The sequence below is a fragment of the Rathayibacter sp. AY1C7 genome (genome assembly GCF_002931865.1).
Lineage (GTDB): Bacteria > Actinomycetota > Actinomycetes > Actinomycetales > Microbacteriaceae > Rathayibacter.
In genome coordinates this window covers 34144-46259 of the sequence record NZ_PSWB01000029.1, presented here as the reverse complement: position 1 = coordinate 46259, position 12116 = coordinate 34144, and the positions used below count along the sequence as shown (strand labels likewise).

Below are 12116 nucleotides of genomic sequence, written 5' to 3'. Positions count from 1 at the left end.
TCCTGGCCCGCGAGAAGCGCGGCACGTGGGCGTACTTCTCCCTCGTCCCCGGCGCGCTCGACTCCCTCGCCGGGATGCTCACCCGCGTCTGATCAGGCGCCCGGTGTGGAGTCCTGGACGCGGATCGACCCGCCCTCCTGGGCGATGCGGACCACGAACGGCTCGGCCTCGGGATCGCCGAAGGTCTGCGTCCACAGCTGACGGCCGTCGGCGGTGCGGACCTCGCGGGGCGCGTCGATCGCGCCTCCGTCGGCGTCCAGAACGAGGAGCTCGGTGTCCTCCGTGGTCGCCTCGAGGCGGACCGCCGTTCCCGCCATCGTGGCGACGGACACGTGCCCGTAGCCGATCCAGAGGTCCAGCGGCTCGCCGGAGGTCTCGTAGCCGGGTGCGACCGTGACGCGCAGGTCGCTCGCCGCGAGCGTCGCGTAGCGGCCGGGAGCGGCGCTCGAGAAGCCGTAGGTGCCCAGCACGGGGAGCAGCTCGCGGTCGGTCGGCAGCACGGCGGCGCAGGCGGCCGTGACCAGCGCGACCGTCGCGAGGGCGACCAGCGCGATCGCGCGCCTCCGGAACAGGCCGGCGAGCACGATCACCACGGCGAGCACGAGCGCGGCCGAGGCGGCTCCGACGACGAGGGCCGTCGGCCCGGAGGCGGTGAGCGAGACCAGTGCGCCGGTCAGTGCGGCGGCGCCCAGGGCGAGCAACGTGAGGCTCGCCCGCAGCCGGGGGTTCGCGGCGCGTCGGAGGCGCTGGCGCTCCAGGCGCGCGGCGGTGACGGCGGCGGCGGCGACTCGCGCCTCCTCCGCCCGGGCGCGGGCCGTCTCGCGGGCCGACGCGCTCTGCTGGGCGCGGAACGCCTCCCGCTCGGCCCGCCAGGCCTCCTGGCGCTCGCGCCACTCGGCGACGGCCTCGGGGGACGAGGGGCGCTCGTCCTGCAGGCCGGGGTCGGGTGCGGGGTAGGCCGGAGCGGAGGGCGCGGGGTAGGGGAGCGTCGCGGAGGGGTGTGCGGACGGGGAGCCCTGGGCCGGGTGAGCGGCCGCGTCGTCCGATCGCCGGCTCCGCCGCACGATCCAGACCACGAAGGCCACGATCAGCCCGAGCACCACGAGCGACCACAGCGTCCGCCCGGTCGCGGGCGCCCAGGGCATCGCCCCGGTGTACGCGCCGCCGAGCGACCAGAAGCCCTGCGCCACCGGCAGCATCGAGGCGAGCACGAGGACGCCGATCCCGGCGTGCACCCGGTCGAGCGAGCCGCGGAGCAGCCGCTCCACCGGCAGGGCGCCGTCCTGGTCGGGCAGCAGCAGCCAGGCCGCGGCGTAGAGGAGGAGCGCGGGCCCGCCCAGCACCGCGACGACGAGCACGATCCCGCGCACGATCAGCGGGTCGATGCCGAGCCGGTCGGCGATCCCCGCGCAGACGCCGCCGATCCAGCCGGGACGGCGGGGCAGGTCGAGGCCGCGCAGCCAGAGCACGAAGCGGTTCTCGGGCGCGGGGGGCGGATCGGCGGGGCCGGGGGCTCCCGGGCCGGGGCTCTCGGGGCCGGTGCTGTCCGGGCCGGCGCTGTCGGGTCCGGCCGCTCCGGGATCCGTCCCGATGGGCGTCGTCGCTGTGCTCGCCGCCTCCGTGCCGTCCGGCTCCGAGCAGCCCGGCGGGGTCGTGCTCTGTCCTGTCATGCTGCGAGTCTCCCGTGCGCTCCGCGGCCCGGACCATCGGGGGAACCCCTGATCCGACCCCGAGAGCACCCCCGATCGTGCGGCCGACCTGTTTGGATGCAGGGGTGAGCACAGTCCCCGGCACCGCCGTCCGCCCCCCGCTGCAGCGGCCGCGGACGATGCTGCTCGGCGGAGTGTGCACCGCGGTCGCCGACCACCTCGGCTGGAGCGTGCGGAGGACCCGCCTCCTGGCCGCCCTCACGACCGCGCTCGGCGGGGGCGGCGCGCTCCTCTACCTCTGGCTCTGGGCCCTGGTGCCCCTCGCGCCGCTCGACTCGCGCGACGCGGATCCGGCCGTCCGCCGCTCCGCTCCCGTGGCCGGCCTGCTGACCCTCGCCGCCGCCGTCGCGGCGCTCGCCGTGCTGATCACCGTCGACAGCGGCGACGACGCCGACATCACGCGCGCGCTCGTCGCCGTCGGCCTGCTCGCGGGAGGAGCCGTCGGCTGGAGCCTCGGGCTCGACCGCGGCGACGCCGTCCGCCCCGCCCGGTACGGCTCCGCGGTGCGCCTCGCCTCCTGCGCGCTGCTGGTGCTCGCCGGAGCGGCCGTGCTCACCGGCCGCCCGAGCGCCCTCAACGCGGTGCTCGCCGTGGGCGTGCTGCTGATCGCCGCCGGCGTGCTGGCCGCGCCCCGGGTGGTGACCCTCTGGTCCGAGCTGATGGGCGAGCGGGCCGCCCGCGTGCGCGAGGAGCAGCGGGCAGAGATCGCCGCGCACCTGCACGACTCCGTGCTGCAGACCCTCGCGCTCATCCAGAACCGCGCCGGAGCCTCGAGCGAGGTCGCCCGCATCGCCCGCGCCCAGGAGCGGGAGCTGCGCGACTGGCTGTTCGAGCGCGACGTCCCGGTCGCCAACGACCTGGCCGCCGAGGTCCGGGCGATCGCCGCCGCCGTCGAGCTCGACTACCCCGTGCACCTCGAGGTGGTGGCCGTCGGAGCGTCCGTCCCCGGCGCCGCCGCGCTCCTCGCCGCGACCCGCGAGGCCGTGCTCAACGCGGCCCGGCACGCGGGCGGCGACGTCTCGGTGTACCTCGAGTCCTCCGTGCAGGGCGTCGACGTGTTCGTGCGCGACCGCGGCCCCGGCGTCGTCCTCGACGAGGTGCCCGGCGACCGCCTCGGCATCCGCGAGTCGATCATCGGCCGGATGGCGCGCGCGGGCGGCAGCGCGACCGTGCGTCCCGGGGTCGGCGGCACCGGCACCGAGGTGCATCTGCGGCTCCCCGCGGAGGTCGAGCGGTGACCCGCGTGCTGCTGGTCGACGACCACTCCATCTTCCGTTCCGGCCTGCGGGCCGACCTCGCCCCCGAGCTCGAGGTCGTCGGGGAGGCGGCCGACGTCGACTCCGCCGTCGGCCTGGTCGCCTCGCTCGCGCCCGAGGTGGTGCTGCTCGACGTGCACCTGCCGGGCGGTGCGGGCGGAGGCGGGGCCGAGGTGCTGCGGCGCAGCGCCGGGTCGTCGTCGCGCTTCCTGGCGCTGAGCGTCTCGGACGCCGCGGAGGACGTGGTCGGCGTGATCCGCGCCGGCGCCCGCGGCTACATCACCAAGGCCAGCTCCGGAGCCGAGGTGAGCCGGGCCGTGCTCGCGGTGGCGGGCGGGGACGCCGTGTTCTCGCCGCGCCTGGCCGGCTTCGTGCTCGACGCCTTCGGGGCGCTGGCGGGCGAGCAGGCGGAGTCGGGGGACGAGCTCGACCGGCTCTCGGCGCGCGAGCGCGAGGTGATGCGCCTGATCGCCCGCGGCTACGCCTACAAGGAGGCGGCCGCCGAGCTCTTCATCTCGGTCAAGACGGTCGAGTCCCACGTCTCCGCCGTCCTCCGCAAGCTGCAGCTCTCCTCCCGCTACGAGCTCACCGCCTGGGCCTCCGCCCGCCGCCTGCTCTGAGGCGCGCGCGAGCAGTCAACCCCGTCCCTCCTCCCGCTCCTGCCGTCCGACACTGTCGGGACACGACAGGAAAGGACGACCCGATGGTGACCACCACCCCCGCTCTCCCGACCCTGGCCGAGCTCCTCCGCGACTCCCGGCCCGTGTCGCAGCTCTACGTCGACCTCGCGATCGACTCCGGGGATCCGCCGGACATCTCGCTCGAGCGCGCCACGTCCCTCGGAGACGAGCTCGCCCGCCAGGGTGCGCCCCAGGCCGACATCCGGGCCCTCGCCGCTCTGCTCGAGGGGGCCGGGCGCCCCCAGGGCGCCTGCTGCCTCTTCGCGGTCGCCGTGGACGGGAGGGTCGTGCTGAACGAAGTGCTGCCGGGTCGGCCGGTCGCGCCCGAGGGCGTCTCCTACAGCCCGCTCCCCGACATCGTGCCGCTGCTGCAGCACCGGCCCGACCTGCGCGTCCTCGTCGTCGAGACCTCGCGGGACGGCGGCGAGATCCGCCTGCACCGCCTGGGCGCGCAGCGACCCGAGGCCGAGCAGGCCGTGCAGGGCCGCACCGACACCCTCCACAAGGCGCAGGCCGGCGGCTGGCGGCACGACCGGTTCCACCACCACGCGGAGGAGATATGGCGGCGCACGCAGGCCGAGCTCGCCGCCGCGGTGGACGAGCTCGTGCGCGTGCACCGGCCGCGCCTGCTGGTCGTCGCGGGGGACATCCACGCCCGGCAGCTGCTCGCGCAGCAGCTCTCGCCGAGCAGCGCCGCGATCCTGGCCGTCGAGCCCGTGAACACGCGAGCCGCCGGCAGCGAGGAGGGGGCGCTGGAGCGGTTCGTCGACGAGCAGCTCGACCGCATCCTGCTGCGCGAGAAGGAGGACGTGCTCGACGCCCTGCGCACAGGGGAGCCGCGCCGCACCGTCGAGTACTCGCTCGGCGCGATCGTCACGGCGCTGGCCTCGGCGCAGGTCGAGACGCTGGTGCTCGACCCCGGCCGGCTGCGCGAGCGCGCTCTGCTGGCGCTCGCCGCGGAGCCGTGGGTCGCGTCGGCCCCGGAGGAGGCGCTGGGCGCCGAGGTGATCGACTCCGTCGACGCCGCCCTCGCGCTGGCCCGCGCCGCCGTGCTCACGGACGCGCGCGTGCTCGTCACCGACTCCCGCACCGCTCCGGAAGGGGCCGACGTGGTGACGCTGCCGCACGACGCCGACGCCGCGGCGATCCTCCGCTGGCGCACCGGCCCGCCGGTCCCGGGGGCCTGAGCGGCGGGTCCCCGAGCGTGACAGGGCCCGGGCCCCGATCCTGTAATCGGTCCCGGGCCCTGTCCGGCCTCACGCCTGCGGGTCGTCCTCGCCCTCGGCGGCCGCGCGGCGGCGCGCTCCGAGGCCGAGCGCGGTGGCGCCAGCGGCCAGGAGCGCGGTGGCGCCCGCGATCAGGCCGACGCTCTCGACTCCGGTCGAGGCCAGCCCGCCGCCCGAGCCGCCGACGGGCAGCGGGGTGGGAGTGCCGGTCGGCGCGGTCGTGGGCACCGGGGACGGAGCAACGGTGGGCGCCGCAGTCGGCCCGGCGGTCGGTGCCGTGGTGGGAGTCGCCGTGGGCGCGGTGGTCGGCGGGGTCGTCGGTGCCGTGGTCGGCCTGGCGGTCGGCGTCGGAGTCGGCGCCACCACCTGCGACGCCGGCAGGATCTGCACGATGGTCGGACGCGGTGCCGCCACCGCTCCCGCCGCCGTCGATCCGTAGTCCGGGAAGAACGAGGTCGGCGCCTCGAAGGTGCCCTCCTCGCCCGGGTGCTGCACCGCCACGAACACGTGCTGGTCGAGGTCGTGGACGATCGGTCCGCAGGTCTCGGCGTCGCGGGGCACCGAGAGGAACTGCTCCACCCTGCCGCGCGTCGCGCCCTCGAGCGCGACCTTGAAGAGCCCGTCGTTGTAGCCGATGCCGCTCGGGGCGCCATCGGTCGAGATCCAGAGGTTCCCGACCGAGTCGAAGGCCAGGTTGTCCGGGCACGAGATCGGCGAGACCTGGTCCGCCGGGAAGCCGGAGAAGTAGACGACGTCGCCCTGCGCCTGGTCGCCGCAGAGCATCAGCAGGTTCCAGGTGAAGGTGCGGCCGGTCTGGTCGCCGCCGTCCTCGATGATCTCGACGATGTGGCCGTCGCGGTTCTCGGTGCGCGGGTTGACCTCGGTCGCACCCTCCTTGGCGCCCTCGGTGCCGCGGGCGGAGTTGTTGGTGCAGGCCACGTAGATCCGGCCGCTGACCAGGCTGGGCTGCACGTCCTCGCAGCGGTCCATCTTGGTCGCGCCCGCGGCGTCCGCCGCCTGGCGCGTGTGCACGAGGACCTCGGCGACGCTCATCCCGGCGATCGTCGAGGCGCCGTTCAGCACCAGGGGCAGCCACTCGCCGATGCCGTCGAAGCCGCCGTCCGAGGGGATCGCCCCGGTGCCGGTGATCTCGGCCACGGGGGAGTCGCCGGTGAAGCGGGCGACGTAGAGGTCGCCCTCCTCCAGCAGGGTCTTGTTGTGGGCGCGGTCGCCCTCGATGTAGCGCTTCGTCGAGACGAACTTGTAGAGGTAGTCGAAGCGCTCGTCGTCCCCCTGGTACGCGACCACGCGGCCGTCCGGGGCGATGATGACGTTCGCGCCCTCGTGCTTGAGCCGGCCGAGCGCCGTGTGCTTCTTCGGCGTGGAGTCGGGGTCGAAGGGGTCGAACTCCACGATCCAGCCGAAGCGGTTCGGCTCGTTCTCGTAGCCCGGGGTGCGGGCGTCGAAGCGGGGGTCGTCGAGCTCCCAGAGGCGCGAGGTCTCGGAGTCGGCGAGGCCGTAGCGCTTCTCGGCGTCGCTCGTGCCGACGGCGCGGAAGTAGCCGTTGAAGTTCTCCTCGCCCGAGAGGATCGTGCCCCACGGCGTCGTGCCCCCGGAGCAGTTGCCGAGCGTGCCGAGCACGGTGCGGCCCTCGGGGTCGGCGACCGTCTTCAGCAGGTCGGTGCCGGCGGCGGCGCCGGTCACCTCGTAGGGGGTGTCGATCAGGTAGCGGCGGTTGCGCTCGCCCCCGCGGACGTAGGCCCACGGGCGGTCGACCGCGGTGCGGACCAGCTCGACGACGCTGAGGCCGTGGGCGGCGCGGCCGACGGCGCGCACGCGCTCCGGCTCCGCCTCGAGCTGCGCGGCCGGGAACATGATGCTCTCGTTCGTGTACTCGTGGTTCACGACGAGCAGGGCGCGGAGGCGCTTCGAGCCCGGGATCTCGACGATGTCGGTGTAGTCGTTGTTGTAGCCGAACTGCGCGGCCTGGGCGGCCTCCGTCTGGTCGGCGATGTCGAAGGCGGGGCTGTCGGCGAAGAGCGGGTCGCCCCAGCGGATGATCGGCTGCCAGGCGAAGCCCTCGGGGACGGTGAACCGGTCGACCGTGTACGGCACCGGAGCGATGGGAGTGAAGGCGAGCGGCGAGCCGTCGGCCGCGGTCGCCACGGCCGCCTCGGCGGTGGGCGCTCCTCCGGCGGAGGCGACGGCGACGGTGACCGCGCCGGCCAGGCCGAGGCCGAGGGCGCTGCGGCGGGAGAGCTGCGACGAGACGATGTCGCGGAAGTAGCTGTTGTGCGACGTGTTGCAGGTCGCGGTGGAGCAGGCGTTGGCGCACTTCAGCGCGCAGGTGACGGGGCTGCGCTTGCCGCGCACGTGGCCGGCCATCGGGAGGAGGAGCGGGCGGCGGGCGGTGTCTGACATGGAGGTCCTTCGATCACGAGCAGGAGACGCGATCGAGGCAAGCAGGGGGAGGGGGCGCCGATGCCGCCGGGTGGAGGCTCCTCCCTGAACGGGACGTGAACGTTCTCACAAGAAGGTGAGGCTCACCTTCCCTCCCTGCGGCCCTCCGAGCGCGCCTCCAGGACCGCCCCGACGTTCCCCGCGATCCACTCGACGACCGGCAGCAGCCGATCCGCCAGCTCCGCTCCCAGCGGCGTCAGCCGGTACTCGACGTGCGGCGGGACGACCGGCCGCGCCTCGCGGTGCACGAAGCCGTCCTCCTCCAGGATCCGCAACGTCTGAGCGAGCATCTTCTCGCTGATCCCGCCGATCCGGCGCCGCAGAGCGCCCCAGCGCAGCGTGCCCGGAGCGAGCGCCGCGAGCACCAGGACGCCCCACTTGCTTGTGACGTGGCCGAAGACCTCGCGGCTCGGGCAGTCGGCGGAGTAGACGTCCCCGGCGAGCAGGGGGGAGTCGGCGATCGTCATGGGTGCTCCTCGGGACAGGGGTGATGACAGTACTAACGAAATAGTGGGTACTGCATTCCGGGAAGCAGGAGGAGGATGCGCCGGTTGCACCCTCCTGGCGGCGGACCCCGCCCGCCCCACCCGTCAGGAAGGACCCCTCATGACCCTCGTCGTCACCGGAGCCACCGGCCACCTCGGCCGTCTCGCCGTCGAGCACCTGCTCGCCCGCGGCACCGCCGCCTCCGACATCGTCGCCACCGGCCGCGACGCCGCGAAGCTCGAGGCGCTCGCCGCCGACCTCGGCGTCCGCACCGCCGTCGCGGACTTCGACGACCCCGCCTCGCTCGACGCCGCCTTCTCCGGCGCCGAGGCCGTCCTCCTCGTCTCGGGCTCCGAGGTCGGCAGGCGCGTCGCACAGCACACCGCCGCGATCGACGCCGCCGTCCGCGCCGGCGCGCGCCTGGTCTACACGAGCGCCCCGAAGGCGACCACGAGCGCGCTCATCCTCGCCCCCGAGCACAAGGCCACGGAGGAGGCGATCGCCGCCAGCGGCGTCCCCGCTGTCATCCTCCGCAACGGCTGGTACAACGAGAACTACGAGCAGACCGTCGCCGAGCTCGCCTCCACCGGCAGCACCCTCTCGAGCGCCGGCGAGGGCCGCGTCGCCAGCGCCGCGCGCACCGACTACGCCGAGGCCGCAGCGGTCGCCCTGACCGACCCGTCCCTGGTCGGCACCGTGCACGAGCTCTCCGGCGACACCGCCTGGAGCTTCGACGAGCTGGCCGCGATCGTCGCCGAGGTCGCCGGACGCGACGCCGCGATCAGTCACGTCTCCTCCGACGAGCACGCCCGCGTCCTCACCGGCGCCGGCGTCCCCGAGGGCGGAGTCGGCTTCGTCGTCGGCCTCGACGCGAACATCGCCGACGGCCTCCTCGGCGGGACCGACGGCTCGCTCGCCCGCCTGATCGGGCGGCCGACCACGCCGATCCGCGCGTACGTCGAGGAGCAGCTCGGGCGCTGACGCTCCGGCGTCCCCGTCGGCCACCGTCCGGCTCGCAGGAGCAGTCCGCCCCCGCGAGCCGGACGGTGGCGCGCCCGGCCCTCCCGCGGCTCCGCGCCCGCCCTCCGCGGCTCCGCGCTCGACCCGCCGCACCTCGCGCCACCGTGTCGGCGCCCCGACGTAGGCTGTCCGCCATGACCTCGACGACGCCTCGCTCCGGTATCGACCGCTCCGAACTCGACCCCGCGACGCGCCCGCAGGACGACCTCTACCGGCACGTCAACGGGCTCTGGATCGACCGCACCGAGATCCCCGCCGACAAGGCGCGCTACGGCTCCTTCCACGTCCTCCAGGAGGAGGCGGAGAAGGCCGTGCGCGACATCATCGTCGAGGCGCAGACCGCGCAGCACGGCACCGAGGAGCGCCTGTTCGGCGACCTCTACGCCTCCTTCATGGACGAGGAGCGGGCCGAGGAGCTCGGCGCCGCCCCGATCGCCGACGACCTCGCCGCCGTGCAGCGGGTCGACTCGATCCCCGGCCTGCTCCGCGCGGTCGGCGCCTTCGAGCGCACCGGCGTCCCCGGGCTCTTCGGCCTCTTCGTCGACAACGACCCGGGCAGCCCCGAGCGCTACCTCGTCTTCGTCAACCAGGGCGGCCTCGGCCTGCCGGACGAGAGCTACTACCGCGAGGAGGAGTTCGCCTCCGTCCGCGAGGCCTACACGCCGTTCGTCGCGCGGATGCTGGCGCTGGCCGGCATCGACGCCGCCGAGGCCCGCGCCGAGCGCATCGTCGCCCTCGAGACCGATCTGGCTGCCGCCCACTGGGACAAGGTCCGCAGCCGCGACAGCCAGGCGACCTACAACCTCCGCTCCTGGTCCGAGGTCGAGGAGCTCGCCGCGGGCGTCGACCTCGGCGTGTGGCTCACTGCGATGGGCGCTCCGGAGGGGGCGCTCGCCGAGGTGGTCGTCCGCCAGCCGAGCTTCCTCCAGGGTCTCGCGGGCCTGCTCACCGAGGACCGGCTCCCGGCCTGGCGCGACTGGCTGTCCTGGCAGGTGATCCGCGGAGCCGCGGCCTACCTGTCCAGCGGCTTCGTCGACGCCAACTTCGACTTCTACGGCCGCACCCTCACCGGCACCCCGCAGAAGCGGGAGCGCTGGAAGCGCGCCGTCTCGCTCGTCGAGGGGTCGCTCGGCGAGGCGGTCGGCCGCACCTACGTCGCTCGCCACTTCCCCGAGACGGCGAAGGCCGCGATGGACGTGCTGGTCGCGAACCTCATCGAGGCGTACCGCCGCTCCATCGTCGACCTGGAGTGGATGAGCCCCGCCACCCGCGAGCGCGCGCTCGAGAAGCTCGCGAAGTTCACGCCCAAGATCGGCTACCCGGTGCGCTGGCGCGACTACTCCGCCCTCTCGATCGACCCGGCCGACCTGCTCGGCAACGCCCGCCGCGTGGCCGAGTTCGAGTTCGCCCGCGAGCTCGGCAAGATCGGCCGCCCGCTCGACCGCGACGAGTGGTTCATGACCCCGCAGACGATCAACGCGTACTACAACCCGGGCTTCAACGAGATCGTCTTCCCGGCCGCGATCCTGCAGTTCCCCTTCTTCGACGAGGCCCGCGACCCCGCCGCGAACTACGGAGCGATCGGCGCCGTCATCGGTCACGAGATCGGCCACGGCTTCGACGACCAGGGCTCGCGCTTCGACGGCGACGGCCGCCTCACCGACTGGTGGACCGAGGAGGACCGGGCCGCGTTCGAGGAGCGGACGAAGGCGCTCATCGCGCAGTACGACGCGCTCGCTCCCGCGACCACGCCCGGGCACCACGTGAACGGCGCCCTGACCATCGGCGAGAACATCGGCGACCTCGGCGGACTCGGCATCGCCTGGAAGGCTTACCTGCTCTCGCTGGACGGCGAGGAGCCGCCCGTCGTGGACGGCCTGACCGGCGCCGAGCGCTTCTTCCTCTCCTGGGCGCAGGCCTGGCAGCAGAAGTCGCGCGACGAGGAGACGATCCGCCTCCTCGCCATCGATCCGCACGCTCCGGCCGAGTTCCGCTGCAACCAGATCGTCCGGAACATCGACGAGTTCTACGCTACTTTTGACGTCTCCGAAGGCGACGCCCTCTGGCTCTCCCCGAGCGAGCGCGTCACCATCTGGTAGTCGCCGCCGACCACCTCCGCACCACGGACGAGGAGCCCCGGGCATCGAGAGCCGACCGATGCAGCGGGGTCGTCCGCCGATCGCGCGTCCTGCCGGCGCGTGAGGACCCAGGTCCCCCCTCCGCACGACCGCACTCCCGACCCGTAGAGGGGCCGTACCCGTGGTGATCCCCACCAGCGAGACCCGCCGTGAGAGCCGACGCAACCGCCGGGGGCGCCACAAGGGCGGCGGCGACCGCGAGAACTTCCAGCGCGGCTTCGACGCCCTCGGCCGTCTCGCGATCGACGGGGTCGTCGTCTCGGCGCGCGCCGTCGACCTGGCGACCGGCCGCACCCTGTTCGCGGTCGACGACTCCGTCTCGATGCCCACCGCCTCCCTCGGCACCGTCGTGCTGCTGATCGAGGTCGCCGCCCGGCTGGCGAACGAGCCGCAGGAGAACCTGCGCCTGGTCGACCGGACCGCGGCGGACGCGGTCTCGGGCTCCGGGCTCTGGCAGCACCTCCAGGTGCCGTCGATGCCGATCGCCGACCTCGCCGCCCTCGTCGGGGCCTCGAGCGACAACCTCGCGACCAACGTCCTGCTGCGCCGCGTCGGCCTCGATGCCGTGCGCGAGCGGGCGGAGGCGCTCGGCCTCTCCCGCACCGCCCTGCTCGACGTCGTTCGCGACGAGCGCGGTCCCGACGACGCGCCGCAGCTCTCGATCGGCTCCGCCCGCGAGCTGACCTGGCTGCTCGCCACCCTCGCGAACGGCGAGATCGTCGACGCCGCCGTGAGCTCGCGGGTGATCGGCTGGCTCTCGCTCGGCACCGACCTCTCGATGGTCGCCGCCTCGTTCGGGCTCGACCCGCTCGCGCACCGCCACCCCGACCACGGGGTCCTGCTCGTCAACGCGACCGGCACCGACGTCGGCGTCCGCGCCGAGGCGGGCGTCCTCCGCGGCCCACGTGCCGGAGTCGCCTACGCGGTCGCCACGCAGTTCGACGACACGACCCTGCACTACCGCCTCGCGGTGCTGGAGGGCATGCGCACCCTCGGAGCCGACCTGCTCGAGTACGTGCACTGACGGCCGCCGGGATGGAGGCTCCTCCGGAGCAGGCCGATCCCGCGGGGCCCCTCGGGTGCCCCGTCAAGTCCGTGACCGCCTCCGGGGGCGCGACCTAGGCTGCCCGCAGCGGCGCCG

General features: G+C 74.6%; 9 protein-coding genes. 6 read left to right on the top strand and 3 right to left on the bottom strand.

The features are described from left to right. Positions 1–92: 92 nt before the first annotated feature. Positions 93–1670, bottom strand: a complete 1578-nt coding sequence (locus tag C5C69_RS14300) for a PspC domain-containing protein (protein ID WP_104258190.1) — start codon at positions 1668–1670, stop codon at positions 93–95. A gap of 104 nt (positions 1671–1774) precedes the next feature. Between C5C69_RS14300 and C5C69_RS14295 the strand changes: the two genes are divergently transcribed. The 3 genes from C5C69_RS14295 (at position 1775) to C5C69_RS14285 (ending at position 4832) form a co-directional block, all read left to right on the top strand. Further along, entirely contained in the window at positions 1775–2947 is a 1173-nt protein-coding gene (locus tag C5C69_RS14295; RefSeq protein ID WP_104258189.1) for a sensor histidine kinase, read from the top strand. After that, entirely contained in the window at positions 2944–3585 is a 642-nt protein-coding gene (locus tag C5C69_RS14290) for a response regulator transcription factor (protein ID WP_104222839.1), read from the top strand. The genes C5C69_RS14295 and C5C69_RS14290 overlap by 4 nt, the downstream gene beginning before the upstream one ends. Positions 3586–3668: 83 nt before the next feature. Next, positions 3669–4832 (top strand): Vms1/Ankzf1 family peptidyl-tRNA hydrolase, encoded by a 1164-nt coding sequence (locus C5C69_RS14285; RefSeq protein WP_104258188.1) that lies wholly within the window; start codon positions 3669–3671, stop codon positions 4830–4832. A gap of 69 nt (positions 4833–4901) precedes the next feature. On the opposite strand, the gene C5C69_RS14280 is transcribed toward C5C69_RS14285, so the two are convergent. Together C5C69_RS14280 and C5C69_RS14275 are read right to left on the bottom strand one after the other, a co-directional pair. After that, the gene (locus tag C5C69_RS14280) at positions 4902–7292 is read right to left on the bottom strand and encodes a PhoX family phosphatase (protein WP_104258187.1); all 2391 of its coding nucleotides are present in this window, start codon (positions 7290–7292) and stop codon (positions 4902–4904) included. Positions 7293–7414: 122 nt separating this feature from the next. Beyond that, positions 7415–7798, bottom strand: a complete 384-nt coding sequence (locus C5C69_RS14275; RefSeq protein WP_160033071.1) for a helix-turn-helix domain-containing protein — start codon at positions 7796–7798, stop codon at positions 7415–7417. 139 nt (positions 7799–7937) lie between these two features. On the opposite strand from C5C69_RS14275, the gene C5C69_RS14270 reads away from it, so the two are divergent. From C5C69_RS14270 to C5C69_RS14260, 3 genes are all read left to right on the top strand, one after another. Further along, complete coding sequence (locus C5C69_RS14270; protein WP_104258186.1) at positions 7938–8798, top strand: NmrA family NAD(P)-binding protein; 861 nt, start codon at positions 7938–7940, stop codon at positions 8796–8798. A gap of 173 nt (positions 8799–8971) precedes the next feature. Then, positions 8972–10936, top strand: coding sequence for a M13 family metallopeptidase (locus tag C5C69_RS14265; protein WP_104222834.1), 1965 nt, complete (start codon positions 8972–8974; stop codon positions 10934–10936). A gap of 160 nt (positions 10937–11096) precedes the next feature. Continuing rightward, the gene (locus C5C69_RS14260; protein WP_104222833.1) at positions 11097–11999 is read left to right on the top strand and encodes a serine hydrolase; all 903 of its coding nucleotides are present in this window, start codon (positions 11097–11099) and stop codon (positions 11997–11999) included. The last annotated feature ends 117 nt before the right edge of the window (positions 12000–12116 follow it).

Bases quoted from the DNA above. Each gene is read 5' to 3' on its own strand.
- C5C69_RS14300 (WP_104258190.1), bottom strand. From the start codon at position 1,670: ATGACAGGACAGAGCACGACCCCGCCGGGCTGCTCGGAGCCGGACGGC.
- C5C69_RS14285 (WP_104258188.1), top strand. From the start codon at position 3,669: ATGGTGACCACCACCCCCGCTCTCCCGACCCTGGCCGAGCTCCTCCGC.
- C5C69_RS14280 (WP_104258187.1), bottom strand. From the start codon at position 7,292: ATGTCAGACACCGCCCGCCGCCCGCTCCTCCTCCCGATGGCCGGCCAC.
- C5C69_RS14275 (WP_160033071.1), bottom strand. From the start codon at position 7,798: ATGACGATCGCCGACTCCCCCCTGCTCGCCGGGGACGTCTACTCCGCC.
- C5C69_RS14270 (WP_104258186.1), top strand. From the start codon at position 7,938: ATGACCCTCGTCGTCACCGGAGCCACCGGCCACCTCGGCCGTCTCGCC.
- C5C69_RS14265 (WP_104222834.1), top strand. From the start codon at position 8,972: ATGACCTCGACGACGCCTCGCTCCGGTATCGACCGCTCCGAACTCGAC.